18 protein-coding genes and 2 pseudogenes are annotated in these 21,880 nt (G+C 61.1%); 6 read left to right on the forward strand and 14 right to left on the reverse strand.

Annotated features, from left to right (window positions below; genetic code table 11):
- The first annotated feature begins 80 nt into the window (after window positions 1-80).
- Window positions 81-983 carry a DMT family transporter gene (locus QU606_RS18755; RefSeq protein ID WP_024075538.1) on the forward strand — a complete coding sequence of 301 codons (903 nt, stop codon included), beginning with the start codon at window positions 81-83 and terminating at the stop codon, window positions 981-983.
- On the opposite strand, the gene QU606_RS18760 is transcribed toward QU606_RS18755, so the two are convergent.
- From QU606_RS18760 to fabF, 3 genes are all read right to left on the reverse strand, one after another.
- Window positions 961-2,940, reverse strand: coding sequence for a U32 family peptidase (locus QU606_RS18760; RefSeq protein ID WP_304997323.1), 1,980 nt, complete (start codon window positions 2,938-2,940; stop codon window positions 961-963). The genes QU606_RS18755 and QU606_RS18760 overlap by 23 nt on opposite strands.
- Before the next feature lie 80 nt (window positions 2,941-3,020).
- Entirely contained in the window at window positions 3,021-3,401 is a 381-nt protein-coding gene (locus QU606_RS18765; protein ID WP_024075536.1) for a RidA family protein, read from the reverse strand.
- Between the two features lie 72 nt (window positions 3,402-3,473).
- Entirely contained in the window at window positions 3,474-4,742 is a 1,269-nt protein-coding gene (gene fabF, locus QU606_RS18770; protein ID WP_150056373.1) for a beta-ketoacyl-ACP synthase II, read from the reverse strand.
- Between the two features lie 107 nt (window positions 4,743-4,849).
- Between fabF and QU606_RS18775 the strand changes: the two genes are divergently transcribed.
- From QU606_RS18775 to QU606_RS33035, 3 genes and pseudogenes are all read left to right on the forward strand, one after another.
- Complete coding sequence (locus QU606_RS18775) at window positions 4,850-5,338, forward strand: helix-turn-helix domain-containing protein (protein ID WP_024075534.1); 489 nt, start codon at window positions 4,850-4,852, stop codon at window positions 5,336-5,338.
- 124 nt (window positions 5,339-5,462) lie between these two features.
- Window positions 5,463-6,230, forward strand: a pseudogene (locus tag QU606_RS33030) (PAS domain-containing protein); the annotation flags it as partial.
- Between the two features lie 111 nt (window positions 6,231-6,341).
- Window positions 6,342-6,818, forward strand: a pseudogene (locus QU606_RS33035) (methyl-accepting chemotaxis protein); the annotation flags it as partial.
- A 48-nt stretch (window positions 6,819-6,866) separates the two neighbouring features.
- Here the strand turns inward: QU606_RS33035 and QU606_RS18785 are convergent.
- From QU606_RS18785 to QU606_RS18830, 10 genes are all read right to left on the reverse strand, one after another.
- Window positions 6,867-8,189: an OprD family porin gene (locus QU606_RS18785; RefSeq protein WP_024075532.1), complete on the reverse strand. Its 1,323-nt coding sequence runs from the start codon at window positions 8,187-8,189 to the stop codon at window positions 6,867-6,869.
- A gap of 375 nt (window positions 8,190-8,564) precedes the next feature.
- Complete coding sequence (locus QU606_RS18790; protein ID WP_024075531.1) at window positions 8,565-9,419, reverse strand: NAD(P)-dependent oxidoreductase; 855 nt, start codon at window positions 9,417-9,419, stop codon at window positions 8,565-8,567.
- 1 nt (window position 9,420) lies between these two features.
- Window positions 9,421-10,386, reverse strand: a complete 966-nt coding sequence (locus QU606_RS18795) for a glycosyltransferase family 2 protein (RefSeq protein WP_227496798.1) — start codon at window positions 10,384-10,386, stop codon at window positions 9,421-9,423.
- A gap of 48 nt (window positions 10,387-10,434) precedes the next feature.
- Window positions 10,435-11,529 carry a glycosyltransferase gene (locus QU606_RS18800; RefSeq protein ID WP_304997324.1) on the reverse strand — a complete coding sequence of 365 codons (1,095 nt, stop codon included), beginning with the start codon at window positions 11,527-11,529 and terminating at the stop codon, window positions 10,435-10,437.
- Window positions 11,520-12,632: a non-hydrolyzing UDP-N-acetylglucosamine 2-epimerase gene (wecB, locus tag QU606_RS18805; RefSeq protein ID WP_193689309.1), complete on the reverse strand. Its 1,113-nt coding sequence runs from the start codon at window positions 12,630-12,632 to the stop codon at window positions 11,520-11,522. Before wecB ends, QU606_RS18800 begins: the two co-directional genes overlap by 10 nt.
- Window positions 12,633-12,636: 4 nt before the next feature.
- Window positions 12,637-14,736, reverse strand: coding sequence for a glycosyltransferase (locus QU606_RS18810; protein ID WP_304997325.1), 2,100 nt, complete (start codon window positions 14,734-14,736; stop codon window positions 12,637-12,639).
- Window positions 14,678-15,403, reverse strand: a complete 726-nt coding sequence (locus QU606_RS18815; RefSeq protein WP_304997326.1) for a 2OG-Fe(II) oxygenase — start codon at window positions 15,401-15,403, stop codon at window positions 14,678-14,680. Before QU606_RS18815 ends, QU606_RS18810 begins: the two co-directional genes overlap by 59 nt.
- A complete protein-coding gene (locus QU606_RS18820; protein WP_081329283.1) occupies window positions 15,400-16,686 on the reverse strand; it encodes a polysaccharide pyruvyl transferase family protein in 1,287 nt (428 codons plus the stop codon). The genes QU606_RS18815 and QU606_RS18820 overlap by 4 nt, the downstream gene beginning before the upstream one ends.
- A gap of 17 nt (window positions 16,687-16,703) precedes the next feature.
- Complete coding sequence (locus tag QU606_RS18825) at window positions 16,704-17,960, reverse strand: ABC transporter ATP-binding protein (protein ID WP_069076075.1); 1,257 nt, start codon at window positions 17,958-17,960, stop codon at window positions 16,704-16,706.
- Window positions 17,950-18,696, reverse strand: a complete 747-nt coding sequence (locus QU606_RS18830; protein WP_102623331.1) for an ABC transporter permease — start codon at window positions 18,694-18,696, stop codon at window positions 17,950-17,952. The genes QU606_RS18825 and QU606_RS18830 overlap by 11 nt, the downstream gene beginning before the upstream one ends.
- A gap of 176 nt (window positions 18,697-18,872) precedes the next feature.
- Between QU606_RS18830 and QU606_RS18835 the strand changes: the two genes are divergently transcribed.
- Complete coding sequence (locus tag QU606_RS18835; RefSeq protein WP_024075522.1) at window positions 18,873-19,829, forward strand: class I SAM-dependent methyltransferase; 957 nt, start codon at window positions 18,873-18,875, stop codon at window positions 19,827-19,829.
- A gap of 9 nt (window positions 19,830-19,838) precedes the next feature.
- Here QU606_RS18835 and QU606_RS18840 read toward each other — a convergent pair whose 3' ends face one another.
- Window positions 19,839-20,741, reverse strand: a complete 903-nt coding sequence (locus QU606_RS18840; RefSeq protein ID WP_024075521.1) for a GGDEF domain-containing protein — start codon at window positions 20,739-20,741, stop codon at window positions 19,839-19,841.
- Window positions 20,742-20,951: 210 nt separating this feature from the next.
- Here QU606_RS18840 and QU606_RS18845 point away from each other — a divergent pair, with 210 nt between their 5' ends.
- Window positions 20,952-21,866: a universal stress protein gene (locus tag QU606_RS18845; RefSeq protein WP_024075520.1), complete on the forward strand. Its 915-nt coding sequence runs from the start codon at window positions 20,952-20,954 to the stop codon at window positions 21,864-21,866.
- Window positions 21,867-21,880 lie beyond the last annotated feature (14 nt).

Genomic DNA, 21,880 nt, shown 5'->3' on the forward strand with positions numbered 1-21,880 from the left:
CGGTTTTTTGCCTTTTTTAGTCGCTGGAGCCGATCACGAGCAGATTGCCATAATTGAGCCTCACTTGAGGAGCTTCAATCATGGATACATCCATCCGTCGCGGGTCGTGGGAAATGGTCGCCGCCATGCTGATCTCGGGGACCATCGGCTGGTTTGTGCTGGTGTCGGGCGTGTCGGTCATCGAAGTGGTGTTCTGGCGCTGTTTGATCGGCGGGCTGACGCTGCTGCTGGTGTGCGCGCTGCTGGGCTACCTGCGGCTGGACCTGCTCAGTTGGGCCAAGCTGGGCTTGGCGATGCTCAGTGGCGTGGCCATCGTCGGCAACTGGTTGCTGTTGTTCGAATCCTATTCCCGCGCATCGATCGCCATCAGCACGGCGGTGTACAACGTGCAGCCGTTCATGCTGGTGATGCTGGCGGCCGTGTTTCTAGGTGAAAAAATCACCGTGCAGAAACTGGCGTGGCTGAGCGTGGCGTTCCTGGGAATGCTGGCGATTGTCACCGCCCATGGCGACCAGCCAACCGGCGACGATTACCTGGCAGGCATCGCCTTGGCGCTGGGCGCGGCATTGCTGTACGCGATTGCCGCGCTGATCATCAAGCGTTTGAAGGACGTACCGCCGCATTTGATGGCGTTGATCCAGGTGACGACGGGCGCACTGCTGCTGGCGCCGCTGGTGCCTTGGCATAGCTTGCCGGTCACCACCAACGCCTGGGCGGCACTGGCGACGCTCGGCGTGGTGCACACCGGGTTGATGTATGTGTTGCTGTATGGCGCGATCCAGAAACTGCCCACCGCCATCACCGGCGCACTGTCGTTTATCTACCCGATTGCGGCGATCTTCGTCGATTGGATTGCCTTCGGGCATCGCCTGGGCTGGCTGCAATGGCTCGGGGTAGCGGCCATTCTGCTGGCAGCGGCGGGGTTGCAGCGGGGCTGGTGGTGGCCCCGCTCCCACAGGGTCAGTGTGTGCCCTGATAGATGAGGTTTTCCGGGTTGAAATGCTCCACCACGCTGCCCGGTTGCGGCAGCCCAAGGATGTGCCCCTTGATTTTGCCCACCACGTGCATCTCGCAGGGTTTGCAGTCGAACTTCAGGGTCAGCACTTCGTCGCCATGGATCAACTGCATCGGCGCAACCTTGGTCTTCACGCCCGTGACACCCTTGGCCTGTTTAGGGCACAGGTTGAACGAGAAACGCAGGCAGTGCTTGGTGATCATCACCGGCACTTCGCCGGTCTCTTCATGGGCTTCGAAGGCCGCGTCGATCAGCTTCACGCCGTGACGGTGGTAGAAGTCGCGAGCCTTCTGGTTGTACACGTTGGCCAGGAACGACAGGTGCGCTTCCGGGTACACCGGCGGCGGCGTGGCCTCGGCCTTGCGCCCGCCACGCGGGTGTGCGGCAACACGGGCGGCGGTCAGCGCTTCGATCACTTCGCGGCGCAATGCCTTGAGCTGCGAGTTGGGAATGAAGAACGCCTGGGGTGCATCCAGCTCGATACGGGTGGCGTGATACTCGGTGGTACCCAGTTGGCCAAGCAGGTCGCGCAGGGTATCCAGCGCCTGTTCCGGTTTGTTGGCCACGCCAAACGGGCCGGGCAGGGTGACGCTGGCACGGATGGCTTCTTCGCTGGTGGCGGTGACTTCCAGCTGTTCTTCGCGCAAACGTGCGACCCATGACAGGCCGATACGGCGTTCGGCCGAGGTCTTGAGCAACGCCTGCTGCCAGTTATGGTCCAGGTTGCGGTTCAACGGGTGGTTCGGGCGCAACTGATGCAGGCCGGCCGGCATTTCATTCGGCTCGACGCGGTAGCGGTAGCGCTTCTCGCCGTCTTCCTCGAATTCACCCTTGGGCTCGGCGATATTGGCGCGGAACCCGACCACCTCACGCTTGACCAGCACATTGAGGCCATCGCCGTTGGACAGCGGCTCGTGGGTGACCACTTGCAAGTCGCGCTTGCCGGCTTTTTCCACCACACCCACCGGCAGGCCGGTGAAGGTCGGGGTGTCGAAGGCGCCAATGTCGATCTTGCGGTCGCTGACAAAGTAGTCGGTGCTGCCACGGTGGAAGGTTTTTTCCGGGTCGGGCAGGAAGAAGTGTGCGGTACGGCCGCTGGACGCGCGGGCCAGGTCCGGACGGTCTTCGAGGATCTCGTCGAGACGCTGGCGGTAATAGGCCGTGATGTTCTTCACGTAGCCCATGTCCTTGTAGCGGCCTTCGATCTTGAACGAACGCACACCGGCTTCCACCAAGGCGCGCAGGTTGGCGCTCTGGTTGTTGTCTTTCATCGACAGCAGATGCTTTTCAAAGGCCACGACGCGGCCCTGGTCGTCTTTCAAGGTGTATGGCAGGCGGCAGGCCTGGGAGCAGTCGCCACGGTTGGCACTGCGGCCATTCTGCGCGTGGGAAATATTGCACTGCCCGGAGAACGCCACACACAGCGCGCCGTGGATAAAGAACTCGATGGCGGCATCGGTTTCATCGGCGATGGCGCGGATTTCCTGCAGGTTCAGCTCACGGGCCAGGACCAGCTGCGAGAAACCCGCCTGGTCAAGAAACCTGGCGCGCCCGAGGGTACGGATATCGGTCTGGGTACTGGCGTGCAGCTCGATGGGCGGAATATCCAGCTCCATCACGCCCAGGTCTTGCACGATCAACGCATCGACGCCGGCGTCGTAGAGCTGATGGATCAGCTTGCGCGCGGGTTCCAGTTCGTTGTCATGCAGGATGGTGTTGAGGGTGGTGAACACACGGGCGTGGTAGCGCCGGGCGAATTCGACCAATTGAGCGATATCGCTCACGTCGTTACAGGCATTGTGGCGGGCGCCGAAGCTGGGCCCGCCGATGTAGATGGCGTCGGCGCCATGCAGGATGGCCTCGCGTGCGATGGCGACATCGCGGGCAGGGCTGAGCAATTCCAGGTGATGCTTGGGCAAGGACATAGTTTTTTTAGTCAGGCTTGTCACGGTCGAGGCGGGCATTGTAGCTGCGAAACGCCTGACCGGCATCTACCACAGGGCTGTCAGGCTTTGGCAGCCATCGCCGTGACTTCCACGCGCATCCCTTCAACCGCCAGTGCAGCCACCCCAACCGCCGCGCGCACGGGCCATGGCTTGGCGAAAAAGCGCTTGTAGACCTCATTGAATGCACCGCGATCGGCCATGTCCGTGAGGTAGATGGTCAGGTGCATGACCCGGTCCATGGAACTGCCGGCCTTTTCCAGCGCCACTTTCAACGCTTGCAGGGTGCATTCGCTTTGCAGGGTGATATCCCCCAGTTCCAGGCTGCCGTCGGCGCGGGTCGGGATCTGGGTGGAGACCAGGATGCCGTTGAAACCGACGACATCTGAGGAAATCGAGTCGGCATCCGGATCGGGGGTGTAGGACAGGTCGTGGTTAGCCATGGGCGCCTCTTGTTGGCAGTGACAGAAAGGCGCCATGGTCCCCGAAAATAATCCCAGGGGCAAACCGCTGGCTTATGCCCAGCGGCGGAACAGCACGCTGGCATTCACGCCACCAAAGCCGAAGCCGTTGGACAGCGCGTATTCAATCGCCATTGGCCGCGCATCTCCGCGCACCATGTCCAACCCAGCGGCCAGTTCATCCGGGTTTTCCAGGTTGAGGGTCACCGGGGCTACCTGATCGCGCAGGGCAAGCACGGTGAAGATGGCCTCGATGCCGCCCGCAGCCCCCAGCAGGTGGCCGGTGGCGGACTTGGTCGAGCTGATTGCCAGGCGGCCACCGTCACCGAACACGGTCCTGATGGCTGCCAATTCGCCTTTATCGCCCACCGGCGTCGAGGTGGCGTGGGCATTCAGGTACTGCACCTCGGACGCCTCGATGCCCGCCTGACGCAACGCCTGGGTCATCGCCCGGCGCGCGCCGTCACCGTCTTCCGGGCCAGCCGTCATGTGGTACGCATCGGCACTGGTGCCGTAGCCCACCAGTTCGGCAATCGGCTGGGCACCGCGTGCAAGGGCGTGTTCCAGCTCTTCGATCACCAGGAGGCCGGCGCCTTCGCCCATGACAAAGCCGTCGCGTGCCTGATCGAACGGGCGCGAGGCGCGCTCGGGGGCGTCGTTGAAGTCGCTGGACAAGGCCCGTGCCGCCGCAAAGCCGGCCAGGCTGACCCGGTGGATCGCCGCTTCGGCTCCCCCGCACACTGCCACGTCCACTTCGCCCGCACGGATCATCCGCGCGGCGTCGCCAATGGCCTGCACACCCGCCGCACAGGCAGTGACCGGTGCGCCCAACGGGCCTTTCAAGCCATAGTTGATCGACACATGCCCGGCGGCCATGTTGCTCAGGAACGATGGGATGGTGAACGGCGACAAGCGTCGCGGCCCCTTGCTGTCGGTGGTACGTACCGCCTCCGCGATGGCCGGAAAGCCGCCGACGCCCGAGGCGATGATGGTTGCGGTGCGTTCCTGCTCCTGCACGGTCTTCGGTGCCCAGCCGGCCTGCTTCAACGCTTCATCGGCGGCCGCCAGTGCGAACAGGATAAAACGATCCATCTTGCGCTGCTCTTTTGCAGCCAACAGGCGATCAGGATCGAACCCGGCTTCGGGGTCCTGCAACACACTCTGCACTTGGCCGCCGATGCTGATGGCCAGGTCGCCGATCAGGTCTTCAGGCAGGCGACGAATGCCCGACTGCCCGTTCAACAGGCGTTTCCAGGTTGACTCCACGTCAGCGCCCAACGGTGTCAGCGCACCCATGCCTGTCACAACGATACGTTTACTCATGATCAATCGACTCCGGTTGCATTGAGGGTTAAGACCCTATGGACGTCACTATCATGATGAAAGTAACATGGCGTCACACAACTTTGCACCGGCCCCTAGGAACCTTTATGCAACGCAAGTCCCTGACCCGCGACGAATGCCCCATCGCCCGCAGCCTCGACCGGGTAGGGGAGTGGTGGAGCATTTTGATCATGCGCGACGCGCTGCAGGGGCTGCGCCGCTTCGATGAGTTTTCGCGCAGCTTGGGCATCGCTCCCAACATGCTCACGCGCCGCCTGACTGCGTTGGTGGAGGCGGGGATGTTGGAACGCAGGGCCTACAGCGAGCGGCCGCCGCGCTACGAATATGTACCGACCGCCAAGGGTGAGGATTTCCGCATGGTGCTGATGTCGCTGGTGGCGTGGGGCAACCGGCATTACGCCGAAGAGGGCACCAGTGTCGAGTTGGTCGAGCGGGACACCGGGCGACCGCTACAGCCTATGCTGGCGAGCGCCGAGGGCCACATCGTGCCCTTGGATCGCTGTGTGTTGCAGGCCGGCCCGGCGGCCAGCACCGGCATGCGTGAGCGGTTGGCTTCGCTCGCCGCAAAGCCTTGAATCATGCCGGCTCGCGCAAAAAACTTGACGTCAGAAAATAATCATTTTTGCGCGGTTAAGTCGCGTATTTCCCAGCCGATAGCGAATGAAGACATAGGTTTTTTCCGCACGGCTGAGGTACGTCATGTTCAACACAACGCTCAAAACCGAACTGGCGGCCAGGACGGCCGAAGTCACCGAGTTCAAAGGACTGATCAGCGCCCTGGAACGCTCCATGGCAGTGGTCGAATTCGACCTCAACGGCAAGGTACTGCGTGCCAACGACAACTTTCTGAAAACCCTGGGTTACAGCCGCGACCAGTTGGCGGGGAAATCCCACCGTGACTTTTGCTTGCCAGCGCTGACCAACAGCCCGGCCTACAGCCAGTTCTGGGGTGAGCTCAAGGCCGGTAAGTTCGTGTCGGGCACTTTTAAGCGGGTGGATGCCCACGGCAAGACCGTCTGGCTGGAAGCCAGCTACAACCCGGTGCTGGATGAGCGTGGCCAAGTGCTGAAAGTGGTCAAGTACGCCCTGGATGTCACGAGCAAAGTCGAACAGGAGGCGGCGACCCGCAGCAAACTGGCCGCAGTGGACCGGGCAATGGCAGTGATCGAGTTCGACTTGAACGGTCAGGTACTGGACGCCAACGAGAACTTTCTGCACGTCATGGGCTATACGCTGGCCGAAATCAAAGGCAAACACCACCGCCTGTTTTGCGAGCCCAGCCTGATCAACAGCAGCGAGTACACCGATTTCTGGCGCCGCTTGAACAACGGTGAATTCTTCACTGGGCAATTCAAGCGCCTCGGCAAGCATGGCCGTGTCGCGTGGCTGGAGGCCAGTTACAACCCGGTCTACGACGGCGACGGCACACTGGTCAAGATCGTCAAGTTTGCCAGTGACATCACTGAACGGGTGGAGAAGTTCGAGGAAGACTCGCGTGGCGCTTCCCGTGCCTACCATATCTCGTCCGAAACCGAACGCTTCGCCGAGCACGGTACCCAGGTGATCCACGACACGGCCACGGAAATGCGCCGGATTGCCGAGCACATTGGTGCCTCGGCGCGACTGGTGGGGCAACTGGGCGATCGTTCCGAGCAGATCACCGCTATCGTCAACACCATTCGCGGCATCGCCGACCAGACCAACCTGCTGGCGCTCAACGCCGCCATCGAGGCGGCACGGGCCGGCGACCAGGGCCGCGGGTTTGCCGTGGTGGCCGACGAGGTCAGGCAGCTGGCGGGACGCACCAGCCGCTCCACGGCGGAGATCGCCGAGATGATCGGCATGATCCTGTCGGAGACCCGAGATGCAGTCACCAGCATGAATGCCACCCAGGAAGGCGCGCAGCGTGGGGTCAGCCTGGCTGACCAGGCGGGTTCGGTGATCCTGCAGATCCGCACCAGCACCAGTGACGCGGTGAAAGCCGTGAGTATGTTTGCGTCCAAGATGGATGAGTCGGAAGTGATTCCGAAAACAGCGGTCGGCTGGGTGGGTTAGCCGCTGTGCGCCGGCCAGCGATGACGCTGGCCGGCGCGCAGCCGCCGCTTACAACAGGGTGAACGGGTAGTCGACGATCAGCCGCAGTTCGTTCAAGTTGCCGTCACCTTGGTCGGCATTCGACGCCACGATGGCATCGCGCACGCGCAGCGACAGGTTTTTCGCCGGGCCGCTCTGGACGACGTATTTGGCTTCCACATCTGTTTCGTGGTGCGCGCCATCGGCACCGTAATCACCGGCATAGGCGCTGTTGGCCGGCGTGTGGGTGCCATCGATGTCCGAACCGTTGATGTAGCGGGCCATGAAGCTCAAGCCCGGCACGCCGTAGCTGGCCAGGTTCAGGTCATAGCGAATCCCCCAGGATTGCTCGCCTGGGCCGTTGAAGTCACCCCATTGCACCGAGTTGGCCAGGTACACCGAATCGCCGCCTTCACCCGCGCCGTTGTTGCCGGTACCGATGTAATCGAACGGCGTGTCGCCATGCACTTTCTGGAACGACAGCGTCAGGGTATGGGCCGTCAGGAACGAATAGGCCGCCGCCAGCGAATAGGTGGTGTTGTTGATCGCTCCGGCCTTGGCGCTGCCCGTATCGAGGGTGCGATACAGGTTGCCATCCAACGCCAGCGACTGGTCATGCCCCAACGGCAGCACATAGTTGAGGTTGGTGTAGTACTGGCGCCAGATATCTTCCAGTTCACCGGCATACACGGTTGCACTCAGCGACGGGCTGAAGGTGTATTTGCCACCGACAAAGCTCGCACTGGAAGCCGGCACGTTGGCGTAGGTGGCGTAGATGTCGTGGTCATGGTTGCTGGTCATGCCACTGTTGGTGCTGGTGAAGTGCCCGGCCTCCAGGTCCAGCCCCGCGATTTCACTGCTGGTCAGGTCAAAGCCGGTGGCCGTCTGCGGTAACAGGCGAGTGCCACCGGTGGCGAAGACGGGCGCGGTGGGTTGCATGTCGCCGAATTTCAGTTGGGTCTTGGATATTTTCACCTTCACCGCAGCCCCCACGGAACCATAGGCGTCTTCCGGATCGCCGTGGCGGTCGGTCGGCAAGTTACCGGTACCGGCATCCTGGTGCGTGGCGTCCAGTTTCAAACCGCCAAAGGCGTAGGCATCCACGCCAAAACCAATGGTGCCCTGGGTGAAGCCCGAGGCGTAATTGAGCATGGCGCCTTGAGTCCAGTCCCGGTTGTCGGCCCGGCCACCTTCGCGGTTGCGGTTCATGTAGTAATTGCGCAACAGCCCGGTGACGCTGCTGCCGTCGATAAAACCTTTGGCGTCGGCCTGGTCCGTCACGGACTCGGCGAGGGCCACCTGGCTGATACTGGCGCATATCGCCAGTGTTAACAGGCTCCACTGTTTGACCATGTTATTTACTTCCCCGAAATGATTGACGCGCACAGAAACACCGCACTTTTTACAGGGCGCATGAAGTTTTATTGGGCAGATGTTTCAGGTAAGAGAGACTGGTTTTTATTGTGCTCGACGTGTTTGTCGAAGCCGATTCTAAGCACAGTTTCCGCGGCCTGCAGCCGGCATTTGATTAAACTCGATTAATTAAACTTCACGTTTTTTAATCGGTCATGGGTGTAGCGTTGAAGCTGTCTTAGCCGCTCTGCTTCGACAAAAACCTTTGGTTGCCGCCGTAGTCGCTACGGCGGATTTTTTCTGTGCTTGGTTGGTCGATAAGTTCTGCGGCCTTTATGTCGGGCAGCTCGCTGCCAAGTTCAAGGCGCAGGTTTTTTAGCCGACGGGGGGCAAGTCTTCAGCGCTCAAATCAAACGCCCTCGGCGCAAAGCCGAATTGTTCACGCGCCGCTGAATGATCAAAGGTCAGGTCCTGGCTCATGCGCTGCGCCATGGCGCTTGAAAGGTGGCGATAACGCGGCAGGCAGCGTGCGAGCGCGATCACCTGGCGCAATAGCCAGGCCGGAACGTTGAGCGTCCGTTCCGGCCGCCCTACGGCCTGGAACACTCGCCTGACCATGGCGTGGTAGGGCAAGGTTTGTGCGCCTGACAGGTTGTAGCTGCCACTTGGCCAGCCCCTGGTTTCCAGGGCGGCAACGCATACCTGGACAATATCGTCACAGTGGACCGGTTGACGCAGGCCCACGCTGTTACCGACCAACGGGAAGAAACCGTAGCGCTGAATGAACCGGGCTATCTCGCAAATGCTTTTGTCCTTCCCATGCCCGTAGATCAGGGTCGGGCGTAGAACAGCCCACTGCGTGTTGTGTTCGACCGCCCACTGCTGCAAGCGTTGCTCGGCATTGACCAGGCGTTGCGCCAGGGCACGCTCGCGAGGATCAGGCGAGGCTTGCTTGGTAAAGCGACTTGTCGAAGACAGGACCACGACGCACTTTACGTGAGCGCTGGCCAAACGTTCCAGGTAGTCAGGTAACACCCAGGCCGGGGCCAGCGAAACAAACGCGTCCAGGCATAGCTCCGGCCAGGTCTCGGCCGGCAGCCAGGTCACGTGTTCCTGGCAGGGTCTGCCGCCTTGACGGCTGAACGCGACGACCTGATGGCCTTCCCGCGCCAGGGCCCGCAACAGATGCTCACCGAGGAAGCTGGAACCACCGAGCAGGCCGATGCGCACCTCATTGCTCCCTGGGGCGGTTGTTCAACGCCGCCAGACACCGGGTGAACGCGTGACGCCCGACCATCAGGCCGAATCGAAACCAGACGCCAATCACCACGAACACCCACAAGAACACTGAATATTGCCGGCGGAAGAATTTGCGGTAAAACCGCAGGATTCCACGGTGCTTGTGCCACTCCACAAAATACGGGCGGTTCCGACTGCAGCCTCCGAACACATGCGTCACCTGGGCATCCGGTACAAACAGGACGTTCCAGCCACCATGGTGAAAACGCATGCACCAGTCCAGGTCTTCGCAGTGCAGAAAATAGTCTTCGTCCCATAAACCAATGTGTTCGATCGCCTCGCGCTTGACCAACATGCACGCCCCGGAAATGGCTTCGACAGCAATGGGCTGCGGGGGCAGGGCTTCCTGATGCAGCAGGAAGTCGGAAAACAGCGCTGGCCAGAACCTGGCCAGACGCGACAGCCCGAACGCCCGCATGAATGCGCGCCTGGGCGTGGGAAATACGCGTCGGCCACCGGCCTGCTCAGTACCATCGAGATTGCACAGCAGGCCGCCTACCGCACCTATATCGGCCGCCCCGTGCAAGGCCGTCAGCAAACGCTCGATGGCTTGCGGAGCAATAACCGTGTCCGGGTTCAGGAACAGCAGGTTGGGTGCACTTGCAAGCCGTGCGCCCTGGTTACAGGCAACGGCGAAGCCCAGGTTTGCATCGTTACGAATGATGTGCAGGGCATCGCCCACCGCACAGGTGCTCAGCAACCTGGCCAGGCTGTCATCATGGGAGTGGTTATCCACCACGATGACTCGGGTTGCACCGGCGTCAAGCACCGACTTCACACATGCCTGCAATAGGGCCCCCGCGTTGTAATTGACGATGATCACATCGCATTCGCGCGTTGGCGGCGCGTTGGCCTGCGTATCGAAAACCTGTACTTCCTGTACTTCCAACGGTGTCACTCCCTGTTCGTCCCGTCTGGTTATCGATTCACGTACACGCCCGGTCGCTCAAGGTATCGCCACGGAAAATCGAGTCGTCCAGGAGTTTTCGTGGCGAAACCTGCGCGTGTATGCGTCTGATTCATTGAAGTTCAGCGCCTTGTCCATGGCCTGCCGGATGTCCCCGGGCCCCTCCACGAGAAAAGTGCCCGGGCACGTACCTCGGTGGGCCATCTCGCCAAATACCGTACTGATCACTGGCAGGCCAAGCGCCCGATATTCGTAGTACTTGATCGGGTCGACATACCGTGTCAGCGCGTCGCTGGTGAAGGGAATCAACCCGACATCGAACGCCGCCATGGCTTTCAAGGCGTCCTCGTGGGATACCTCGCCACTCAAGTGGATGTTGCCGGGCAGACCAGCAGGCACAGGGGTGTGCAGCGGGCCGACCAGGCGTATGTCGGCATGCGGAAACGCCTCGGCTAGGGCAATCACGACATCCCAGGCAAACCACTTGGCGATGGTGCCGACGTAGCCCAGGACGGGTGTATTCCCTCGGCCTGCATGCGAATGCTGGCGGCTGGGCAGGCGCTCGATGGCGCAGGCATTGCCGAGCAGCTTGACGTTGTCCGAGCAGGCCAGCATTTGCGTCAGCAGCGCCGAGGAAGAAGCCAGTACCGTGGACACCGATTGAGCCGTGTGGCGTTGGCGGCGTTCCATGGCCCGGCGTGACAGCCTTGTATAGAACTCGGAAAAATTATCCATGGCATCGTAAAAGCTGGCTTCGAAAACAGGCTCCTGCAGCAGTCTCGACGCCAGGTGCGAAGGCTTGCCAATTCCCAGCACCGTGGGCTGTTGCGCAAACTCCCGCGCTTTCACAATCAGCGATTGCCAGAGCGGGCGGTTGATCCAGCCTGAGCCAGGCATCGGCTCGATTGGCAAGGCGCGAGGCTCGAGCACGGTCAACCATGCCGGCAAGGGCGCCTGTGCGACGGCAGGTGCAGGCCGCAGCCTTCTGAAATCGCTGAGTGTCGGAAAACGCGTGGGGTAGGGGTCTATCCAAAGGACGGGGGCGCCGGTTTTTTCATGGAAGCAGCGCACCAGTTCATGGGGTCGCTGGCTGAAGCTATGCCAGCGCATCGGTGAGAGATAGATCAGGCGCATGTGGAGAAATGCGCCGTCAATACCTGCACGATCCGCTCTGCGGCCATGCCATCCCCATAGGGGGATTGATCCTTGATCATGCTCGAGTAGAGCCCCTCGTCGTCGAGCAGATGCTGCACTGCCTGGACGATATCGGCAGTTCGGGTACCCACCAGCTTCACCATGCCATGCTCTATGGCTTCCTGGCGTTCGGTCTCGTTGCGCAACACCAGCACGGGCACGCCCAGGGCCGGCGCCTCTTCCTGAATGCCGCCCGAATCGCTGAGTACCAGGAAGGCGCTCTTCATGACGCGAATAAAGTGGTGGTAGCCCAGGGACGGGCAAAGCTCGATCCGTGGATGTCCTCCCAGCGCCGCCTCGACAGGCACTTTGACGCTGGGGTTCGGATGCACCGGGAAAATCACGCGCAAATCTTCATTGCGGTCGACCAGTTGGCGAATCGCGGTACAGATGTCGAGCAGGGGCGCGCCGAAGCTCTCCCGGCGATGCAAGGTCACCAGCAGGCGGCGTTCACCGTCGAGGGCGCCCTCGGTCGGTTCGTCACCCCGGCGAAGGCTCTGGTGCAGCGCGTCGATCACGGTATTGCCCGTGAGGTGGATGGCCTGGGGGGCAATGCCTTCGTCCAACAAATTGCCGCGGGCCCTCGGGGTCGGTGCGAAGTGCCATTTGGCAATGCGGCTGGTGACTGTCCGGTTCAGTTCCTCGGGAAACGGATTGCCCAGGTCGCCAGTGCGTAACCCGGCTTCCACGTGGCCAAAAGGAACCTGCTGGTAGAAACACGACAGGGCGGTGGCGAATACCGTCGAGGTATCGCCCTGTGCCAGCACGGCATCCGGACGCCACTCCAGCAGCAGTCGCTCGACCTGCGTCAGCAGGCGGCAGGTGAGGGCACTGAGCGACTGTTGGGGCTGCATCAGGTCCAGGTCCAGATCGGGCTCGATATTGAACTCGCGCAATGCCTGGTCCATCAGTTCGCGATGTTGCGCGGTGGCGACGACGTGGCAGGCGAACTGGGGCGAACGCTTGAGGGCATGGATGACCGGGGCCATCTTGATGACTTCCGGTCGCGTGCCCACTACTACAACTATCTTGCTTACGGGCATGTCGTTATCCATAACGGTGGGGTATCCAGGTGCCCCATTTTTTCTCGTAGATCGCTTTGTTCCGATCAAACAGGGCCTGGCGTTGGTCAATATCCATAAGGTTGAAGCTCGCCGACAGGTGATGGTGGATAAACACATCCCGAGCACAGGCATTGAAAAAACCCGCTTGCTCGACGCGCCGGCAGTAGTCGTCGTCTTCGAAGAAGCCACAGCCGAACGCTTCGTCCAGCGGTCCCACTTGAGCATAGGTGCTGCGTCGCAACATCACACAGAAAAAAGCCAGGGTCGGCAGTACGAACCACTCTCCCAGGTGCCTGTAGGTATACCCGCAGGCCCGATCAGGCATGTCTGCCAGTGAGTACGTGAGATCGATCTTGGCCTGGTTGCCGATATTGTTGGTGACGGGGCCGACCAGGCCGATACCGGGGTTGCGGTCCAGATGCCTGCGCAGGGTGTCTGCCCAGCCTGGGGTCACCTGGGTATCGTTGTTGAGCAGTACGAAGTAGTCCCCGGTAGCCACTGCCAGCCCCTGATTGTTGGCGGCGGCAAAACCACGGTTGTCGGCATTGAGGATGACGACCTGTCCATTGGCCTTGGCCCACTGATCGAGAAACGCCGGTGTGCCATCACTGGAGCCGTTGTCGACCACAATGATTTCCAGCGCGGCGGCCTGGGCATTGGCGGTCAAGCTGGCCAGGCATGCCTGGGTCAGGGCCAGATTGTTGTAGGTCACCACAATCACACTGATCTCACGCGGCACGTGCTGGGGTTCGGTGACGCTGAGCAAGGCGTCACGGCGCTGTTCCCAGGATTGGGCGGCGGCGAACGCCTGGCGCGCCGCACGGTGTTCGTCAGGTGGTTCGGCCAGCGCGTGGGCAATACCGTCGATAAATTCAGCCGGGTTTTGGGCCCGACGTATCAGCGCGCCAAACTGGTGGGTTTCTGGCAAATCGATGGCCACCACCGGCTTGCCGGCGCTGAGGTATTCGTAGACTTTCACCGGGTTGGTCGCCAGGGTCAACGGTATGACCTGGAACGGCAGGAGGCACACGTCCATCGCATACAAGTAGCTGGGGAGGGTGCTGTAGCTGACCTCGCCGGTGAATTGCACATTGGGATGGTGGCGCAGCTTATGCCGGGCGTTGGTGGTGTCCTCACCGACCAGGAGCACCAGGTGGTGCGCAAAGGCATCGGCAATGGCTGAAACCAGTTCGGTATCGAACCATTCGGCAATCGCGCCGTAATAGCCGATGATCTTGCGCCCTTGCGGGTCGTTGAACAGCGAGACGGGGCGCCTTGAAAAAAAACCGAAGTCCGCCGCGTTTCGAATCACCGTGCGCTGCGCGGAGGGCGTCTGCCCCCATTGCTGGGCGAGCCGGTCGGAAGTGAACACGGTTGCCTGGGCCTCCAGCACCAACTGCTGCTCAAGCTTCAGAATGCCGGCATCGGTGTTGCTGAAACCTTGGTGATGATCGATGCAGTCATAGACCATGCGGCTATTCGGCGCGGCCTTGGCCACGTCCAGCCAGAAAGGGTGGTGCACGATCCCGACCACCGCGCGGGGCCGGGTACACAGCAAGAGTTCGCCCAACCCATAGCGCAGCTGCGCCACCTGGATCGATGAGGGGACCGTGGAGTAAATGGAAGGCGGGTCGCTCAGGTGCAATTGGACTTCGAACAGGTTCCCCCTCTCATTGAGCGGATAGATGGAGAAACCCGGCTGATTCGAGGCCTTGAGCGTGCTGGAGACATAAAACACCCGCCGCCCACTGGCACTCAGTACCTGGGCGAGTTGTTGCGGCCGCTGATGGCGGAAGCTCCAGTCGATCACCCCCCAGATGATGTAGTCCGGGTACTGGGTGTCGGCGAGCAGTTGCAACTGCTTGACCGGGGGTGTTTCGCGCACCTGCGGCCACTGGCTTAACCGACGCACCGGCCGGAACCAGGCGCCACGGTAGATCACGCTCAGGCGCCTGCGCAGCCAAGGGGGCAACGGCAACCCACGCAACCACGTGAGCAGACGCATCATCAGCGCTGTCGCCACCTTACGCATACCAACCCGCTCCGCCATGCGTAACGCCTTGGCGATGGGGCGAGTAGTCATGCAGCGGGGTGTCGTCCCCCTCTGGCCACATGGAACTGGTCGAGCCCGGGCGATAGAACGTTACGGTAATACTGCGCCGGGAAACCGGGCTGTCGTCGACCACCCGTGACACGGCATGCCAGGAGGTGTCGCTACGCACCAGCACGGCCGAGTTGCCGACCACGGGAGGAATCTGCTCGAAGACGCTGTCGGGGTCCCTGGAACCGAGAATTTGCAGGCAACCGCCGCGCGCCGGGTTCCAGCTGTCATTGAAATAGAGGATATGGGTGACGACCTTGTCTGCCAGGTCCGGATGCGGGCCAAGGTTGGCGCCGGGACCGTAATGGAACAGGTTGACTTCCATGGGCGCGACACTGAGGTCCAGCCCCGTCAATGCGCTCAATGCCTGGCGGTAGGCCGGTGAGCGCAGATCCTGCGCCAGTGCCATCCAATGCGGGCTGAGGGCCTGAGGGTTGACCACTTGGCCGGTGGTCATGGCGATCAATTGCCTGGCTTCGTACTCGTAGTCCTTTTCTCCGCCGTAGCCCTTGACCACTTTGAAATGATCGCAGGGGTAGGTCTCGGCCAGTGCCGCGGCGTCCTGCGGGCTGTATAAACCGTCGACCTGGGCCCAACGGAACGGTTGGTGTTGCAGGTGATGACGGGCGATCTTCTCCAGGTTGATCATGACGTGCTCCTTGAAATCAGTCGTTTAAAGCGGTGGTAGGCGCTGCGCCAATCGGGCTGCGTGGCCTGCGCCAACGGGCGCGGGGTTTCCACCGCCGCCTGCTGTGGCCCTTGCATGTTTTCGAGCAGTGCTGGCAGGAATTGCCAGAGGCGGTTGATGACTTCCGGGGCGGCCGCCCGTCGGGAAACGATGAGCCGCGCCACCTGGTCCCAGTGTTCACGCAACTGCTCGACGGCTTGGCAAGTGGCAGCGGAGAGGGGCCGCCTGCCAAGTTGATCGACCAGCCACTGCGGGTCCAACGTCTGGTCATGACGCAGCTGGAAGACCCGCCCGTAGGCAGGCAAGGCCGTGAATTTGCCGACTTCCAGGTCCGCTGAGCAGAAGACCGGCAGGCCGAAAGCGATTGCGCTGATTGCCAGGTGGTAACTGTGGCCCACCACGCCTGCCGAGTGCGCAATCAGTTCGGCCAGCAGCAACGGCGACGGCCAGAACGGTAGGGTGACTGCGCGGTCCAGCGGTGCCCCGAGGGCTGACGGGTGATCGCCCAGGACCGGTCCAATGGGCAGGACCAGTAATTTCACCCCGGCCAGCACATCACTGTTGCTGCGCCAAAGCGCGAGAAAGCTCTGCAAGCCTTGGGTGGCGTGTACGACCACGTAGGGGCCTGCCAGGTCGTAGCGCCTGAAAATATCGCGCAATTCAGCCGACGGGGTGTGTACATCCAGTACCTGGGCCAGACCGAAGGCCGTGTCGGGCAGTACCTTGATATCGGCATGCGCGCTCAATGTTTGCAGGGCCTTTTGTGTCAAAGCATCCCGTACCCTGACATGGGGGCTGTGCTCGACAGCAAGCGCCAACAGCGGCCGGCCCCATTCGGGGATTTCATTGCAGTGCATGCCGGGGGCATTCCAGATCAGTGGCACGCCGTTTTGCAACGCCATCAGCGCGGGTACCAGCCAATACCCGGTGGGGTGATGGATAGACGGATCGGGCGGCAGGTAACCGTCGGCGACACACTTGTCGAATCGGATGATAAAGCCACCGCCGATCAGCGTCGCATCCATCTGGTGGGCAAGCGCAGGCAGTTCGGTCAACGAGGTCACGGCATAGGGCCATTTGCGTGCGGACTTCCGGTGATAGGAAAACCGGTGCATATTCACCGCGCCCAGGCGCCGGGCCAGCTCCGCCTCGGCAATGATCGGGAACAACAGGTCGCCGTAGTTCTCCACGTCAAATGTGCCGTGAATCGCTATCTGCCAGACGTTGTCTTTATCGTTATGCACGCGAGTGGTGTCCTTGTTCACTGGGCTGTGGGCTCTGTAGGGGCTATCGCCTCGATACCGAGGTCGACGATGCCGAGAAAATCGCTGTCGAGCGTCAGGGTGTCGAAGGTCAGGAGCGCGACCTGTTTCTCGATCAAGTGAGCGCTTTCCTCGGTATGGCCATTCATGAGTTTCAACGTGATGTGGTACTTGCCGGCGGCAAAGCGCGAGCGGAACCTGGCCGTGAGGTGGGCCTTGCACCAACCGTCACAGGGTTGCTCGAGCACAAGGGCCAGGTTGGCACCGCCAATCACCAGCAAGCGCGGTTCCTGGATGGTGATACTCAGGCTGGGCAGCGTGATCGACTCCCGCACCCGAGCCTCGACCCTCAACTCAATCACTTCATCATGCACAAAGGTGGAGTGCAGGCTGCCGGTGTTGGTGAAGCAGGCGCTCAGAATGCCGCCTTCGTCGGTGCCGAATGCGATGCCGTCCGCCTTGCTCAAATGCACCTTGGGCACGACGGCCACGGTATTCTCGCTGGCGCCGCGGCGCTGCTCATCACGCATATCCAGCAGGTAGCGCTCGGCAACGTCCTCGGGCCGCCCGCTGGCGCGGACTTCGCCGCCACGAAGGTAGAGCGCCCGCTTGCAGAAGCGCTTGACCATGCTCATGTCGTGGGAAACGAACAGTAATGTCGTGCCGCGCTCGGCCAGCACTTCAAGGCGCTGCAAGCACTTGAACTGAAAGGAAGCGTCGCCAACGGCGAGGGCTTCGTCGACGATCAGGATATCGGGGTCCACCCATACGGAGACCGCGAACGCCAGGCGCATGAGCATCCCGCTGGAGTACGTCCGGGTCGGCTGGTCGATAAAGTCGCCAATGGCGGCGAAGTGGGTGATTTCGTCGAAACGTTTTTCGACCTCGGCGCGGCTGAGCCCCAATATCGCCCCGTTAAGAAAGACGTTCTCACGCCCCGTGAAATCGGGATTGAACCCGGAGCCCAGCTCAAGCAGCGCAGCAATACGGCCGTGGCACACCACGGATCCGGTGGTCGCGCCGAGCGTCCCGCAGATCAGTTGCAACAGGGTGGATTTACCGCTGCCATTGCGGCCAATGATGCCGATCGTCTCCCCCTTGAGGATGGTCAGGTCGACGTCTTTGACAGCCCATAACGGGCGATAAAGCGGTTTACCGCCGGGCAACAGCAATTGCTTCAGCCGGTCTCGGGGTTTGTCGTATATCCGGAAGCACTTACCCAAACCTGTTATCTGTACGGCAACCTCAGAGGACATCGGCAAATCCATTTCTCATCCACTGGAAACACTGGAAGCCCACCCACGCCACCGCACACGATGTCACCAGGCTGATCGCCCAGGACTGCGGTTCAATGGGCACACCCCAGAACAGCACGTCGCGCGCCTGCTCGATGAGCATCGCCAGCGGATTGAGCAACAACAGCGAGCGGTACGCTTCAGGCAATACGTTGACCGGGTAGAACACCGCCGACACGAACAACAGGGCGGTGGTGAAGGCACTCACCACTTGACCGACGTCTCGCAGGTACACCCCGAGGCCGGCCAGCAGCCATGAAATACCCATGGAAAACAGTATCAACGGCAACAACACCAGCGGCAGCAACAACGCGGTCACGGGCGGAGTGCCGATCAACAGGAAATGGAACAACAACCAGATGAGCAGGCTCGCCGTCGCGTGCAACAGGACCGAGCCGAGGGACATCCAAGGCAGTATCTCCAGGGGGAATATCACTTTCTTGACGTAGTTGGTGTTATGCAGGATCAAACTGGGCGCGCGCTGCACGCATTCCGCGAAGATGTTGAAGACCAGCAACCCTGCAAACACCAGCAGTGCGAACTCCGTACGCGATCCGCTGCCGCCTTGCCACTGCTGCTTGAACATCACACTGAAAACCAGGGTGTACACCAGCAGCATCAGCAGGGGGTTGAGGAAAGACCACAGCACTCCCAGTACCGAGCCCCGGTAACGGCCGAGCACATCGCGCCTGATCATCGATATCAGCAGCTCACGGTACCTCCATGGGCTGGAAAAAAAACCGCCTGACGCCTTGATCATAGCTGGCAAGTCGTGTCCCTAATATGGCGTGCGTTGTTCGGGGTCATCAAAGGTATGGCCTGGAGAGAGGGCGGTAATCGACTAAAAGTAGTTCATAAAAGGAAATACACAAGATGACGCGCGTAACCGATAGGGAATTCAATGCCGCTCTACCGGTGATGCAGAAACTGCTGTGGGGACACCAGCAAGACCGAGAACGACTGCAAGCGCTCGGGATTAACCTGATTCCGGTTAATTTCTATTCGAATACGCCCTCTATCGCCGAGACGCTGAGCGCCTACGAGTACACGGAGTCAACACCGCCTTATTTGAACTGTGGGATATTCGAGCCGGAAAACCTGCGGGCTGAACTGCTCGAACTGTTGCCTTACTCACAGGACTTCACGCCGGCCCATGCCGGGAATATGCACACCTGTCGTTCGTACTTCTGGGAAAACGGCCAGTTCATGTACAGCGATGCCATGTCTTACTACGCGTATATCCGGCGTATACGCCCGAAGAACATTGTCGAGATCGGCAGTGGCTTTTCCTCGCTGATTGCCTTGGAAGCCTTGGGTCATAACGGCATGGGCCGCTTGCGCTGTATCGAACCGTTTCCGCGTCCCTTCATCACTGCACTCGGCCAGGAGGGCGCGCTGGACCTGCACACACAACGCGCTCAAGACGTGACCGCCGACACCCTGAATGCGATGCTCGAAGACGGCGATATCCTGTTCATCGACTCCACGCATACGGTCAAGACCGGCAGCGATTGTGCGCACATCTACCTGCGCTTATTGCCGCGGATCACGCGCAAAATCACGGTGCATGTCCATGACGTCTTCCTGCCGTTCGGCCTGCCGCAGCACTGGGCGATCGATCATCAGATCTATTGGACCGAACAGTATCTGCTGCTTGCGCTGCTGATCGATAACCCGCGGACCAAGCTGCTGTTCGGCAGCGCCTACCACAAGCATTTCAATGACCAACTGCTCACGGAATTGATGCGGGGTCGCTGCGAAAGCGGCGGCGCCAGTTTCTGGTTCGAGTACGACGGGCGCAGTCAGCGTGCCGCCGACACCACGCCCTGAGCCGGTCGCCTATTCAACAGGCCCTTGCAGCCAACTCAAGCGACAGGCATTACCCCCACCTTTCTTGGCCTGATACATCGCGTCGTCCGCCCGCGCCAGCAGCTGTTCGACACACGCGCCATCCGCCGGGTAGCGGCTGATGCCCACGCTGATGTGGGTGCTCACCCGATGGCTGTCGATCATGAACGGCTGGTCGATCGCGGCGATCAGCTTGCCGGCCAACCCTTCGACCTGTTCGGCCTGGTCCATGCCATTGATCAGCACCGCGAACTCGTCGCCACTCAGCCGGCACACCACATCAGACCGGCGTACGGTCTGGCCGAGGCGTTCGGCCACGGCAATCAACAGTTTGTCGCCGCAGACATGGCCCAACGTGTCATTGACCGATTTGAAATGGTCCACATCGATGAACATCAACGCCAGGGCCCGACGCTGCTTTGCCGCATGCTTGATCGCTTGATCGAGCAGGTTCGTGAACAGGTTGCGGTTAGGCAGGCCGGTGAGGGCGTCGTGGAACGCCAGGTGTTGCATGTAGGCACGCTCTTCGTCCATGACGTTGAAGTTGTGCAGGATGGCGATGAAATGCGTCACCACCCCGTGGGGATCGAGGACCGGGGTAATGACCTGGTTGACCGTACAACTGCCGCCATCCTTGCGGCGCTCGACCATCTCGCCTTGCCAGGTCACGCCGGCGAGGATGGTCATCCACAGTTCTCGATAGAACGTGGTGGTGTGCCGGCCGGAGGTCAGCAGGTGAGGGGTTTTCCCCACCAGTTCCGGCTTGGAGTAGCCGCTGAGCAGGCAGAACGCCTTATTGATCCAGACGATGCAACCTGTGCGCTCGGTGATCAATACCGGGTTCGTCGCAGCGTCCAATGCCCTGACCAATACTTGCTGATCTTCGTGGTTCATTGCCCCCTCCGATACCGCCAATGATGCCGTAGGCCCTGATTCAGGCTAGGGGCAAAGCACCGGGCTGCGGTTGATCAACATCAACTTTTATCGGCCCCTGCCCAGCGAAAAAGCCGGCGTGAAACTGACAAAGATCAATCGATGGCGCCTCGAAACGCTCACTCTGTAGGTCTAGTCACGTCGTGAAATGACCGCGCGCCGAGGTGCCCCATGTTGCAGCCCCAACGTTTACTGTTGATTGCCCCTTCCGCCATGACGCACACACCGGCGTTCGATCGTGCCGCCGCACTGGCGCGCGCGATGCACCTGCCGTTGCACATCGTGGCATTCGACTATTTGCAGGCCCTGGCGGTCGCGGGCCTGTTCGCCCCCGAACAGATCAGCAAGGCCCGCGAAGGCTACCTGGACGCACACCGTCACTGGCTGGCCGAGCAAGCCGGGCAGATGAGCAAGCACGGGGTGGTGGTCACCAGCGAGGTGGTGTGGGTGCAGCATCCCTATGAGGAAATCCTGCACTTCGTCAACGAAATGTCGCTGGCCCTGATCATCAAGGATGCCGAGCAAGTGCCGGCGTTGAAACGGGTGTTCTTTACCCCGCTGGACTGGCAACTGCTGCGCGACTGCCCGGTGCCCGTGCACCTGGTCACCGATTCACGCCATCCGCTGCCACGCAAGGTGCTGGCGATTGTCGACGTGTTGCGCAGTGAGGAACAGGACCAGGTGTTTAACGACCAGATCGTTGAAGCCGCGGTCAAGCTGGCGGCCCAGTGTGAGGCGCAGTTGGAATTGCTGCATGTGTATGACTGGGCCGCGGTGTACGCCAAGGACATGGGTTTCGGCGCGGTTCCCCTGGCGGCCGGGCTCTATGAGGCGCTCAACGAAGCGCAGCATGAAGCCTTCTCGTCCCTGGCCGAGCGCCAGGGCATTCCGGTTGAACGGCGCCACTTTATCGAAGGCGTACCGCTGTTCAACATCTGCGACTTCGCCCACACGCATCAGAGCGACATTATCGTGATGGGGACCGTGCAGCACTGGGGGTTGGACAAACTGCTCGGCACCACCGCCGAGAGCCTGCTGCAACGCGCGCCCTGCAGTGTGTGGGCGATTAAACCCGCACGGGGTTGAGCCATTGAACCCGC

Source organism: Pseudomonas sp. OVF7 (genome assembly GCF_030644265.1).
Taxonomy (GTDB): Bacteria; Pseudomonadota; Gammaproteobacteria; order Pseudomonadales; family Pseudomonadaceae; genus Aquipseudomonas; species Aquipseudomonas gorinensis.

Excerpts from the sequence above, each read along its gene's own strand:
- QU606_RS18825 (WP_069076075.1), bottom strand. The coding sequence starts at position 17,960 with ATGTCCTCTGAGGTTGCCGTACAGATAACAGGTTTGGGTAAGTGCTTC.
- QU606_RS18760 (WP_304997323.1), bottom strand. The coding sequence starts at position 2,940 with ATGTCCTTGCCCAAGCATCACCTGGAATTGCTCAGCCCTGCCCGCGAT.
- QU606_RS18755 (WP_024075538.1), top strand. The coding sequence starts at position 81 with ATGGATACATCCATCCGTCGCGGGTCGTGGGAAATGGTCGCCGCCATG.
- QU606_RS18815 (WP_304997326.1), bottom strand. The coding sequence starts at position 15,403 with ATGATCAACCTGGAGAAGATCGCCCGTCATCACCTGCAACACCAACCG.
- QU606_RS18800 (WP_304997324.1), bottom strand. The coding sequence starts at position 11,529 with ATGCGCCTGATCTATCTCTCACCGATGCGCTGGCATAGCTTCAGCCAG.
- QU606_RS18830 (WP_102623331.1), bottom strand. The coding sequence starts at position 18,696 with ATGATCAGGCGCGATGTGCTCGGCCGTTACCGGGGCTCGGTACTGGGA.
- fabF (WP_150056373.1), bottom strand. The coding sequence starts at position 4,742 with ATGAGTAAACGTATCGTTGTGACAGGCATGGGTGCGCTGACACCGTTG.
- QU606_RS18775 (WP_024075534.1), top strand. The coding sequence starts at position 4,850 with ATGCAACGCAAGTCCCTGACCCGCGACGAATGCCCCATCGCCCGCAGC.
- QU606_RS18785 (WP_024075532.1), bottom strand. The coding sequence starts at position 8,189 with ATGGTCAAACAGTGGAGCCTGTTAACACTGGCGATATGCGCCAGTATC.
- QU606_RS18835 (WP_024075522.1), top strand. The coding sequence starts at position 18,873 with ATGACGCGCGTAACCGATAGGGAATTCAATGCCGCTCTACCGGTGATG.
- QU606_RS18765 (WP_024075536.1), bottom strand. The coding sequence starts at position 3,401 with ATGGCTAACCACGACCTGTCCTACACCCCCGATCCGGATGCCGACTCG.
- QU606_RS18810 (WP_304997325.1), bottom strand. The coding sequence starts at position 14,736 with ATGACTACTCGCCCCATCGCCAAGGCGTTACGCATGGCGGAGCGGGTT.
- wecB (WP_193689309.1), bottom strand. The coding sequence starts at position 12,632 with ATGCCCGTAAGCAAGATAGTTGTAGTAGTGGGCACGCGACCGGAAGTC.
- QU606_RS18840 (WP_024075521.1), bottom strand. The coding sequence starts at position 20,741 with ATGAACCACGAAGATCAGCAAGTATTGGTCAGGGCATTGGACGCTGCG.
- QU606_RS18845 (WP_024075520.1), top strand. The coding sequence starts at position 20,952 with ATGTTGCAGCCCCAACGTTTACTGTTGATTGCCCCTTCCGCCATGACG.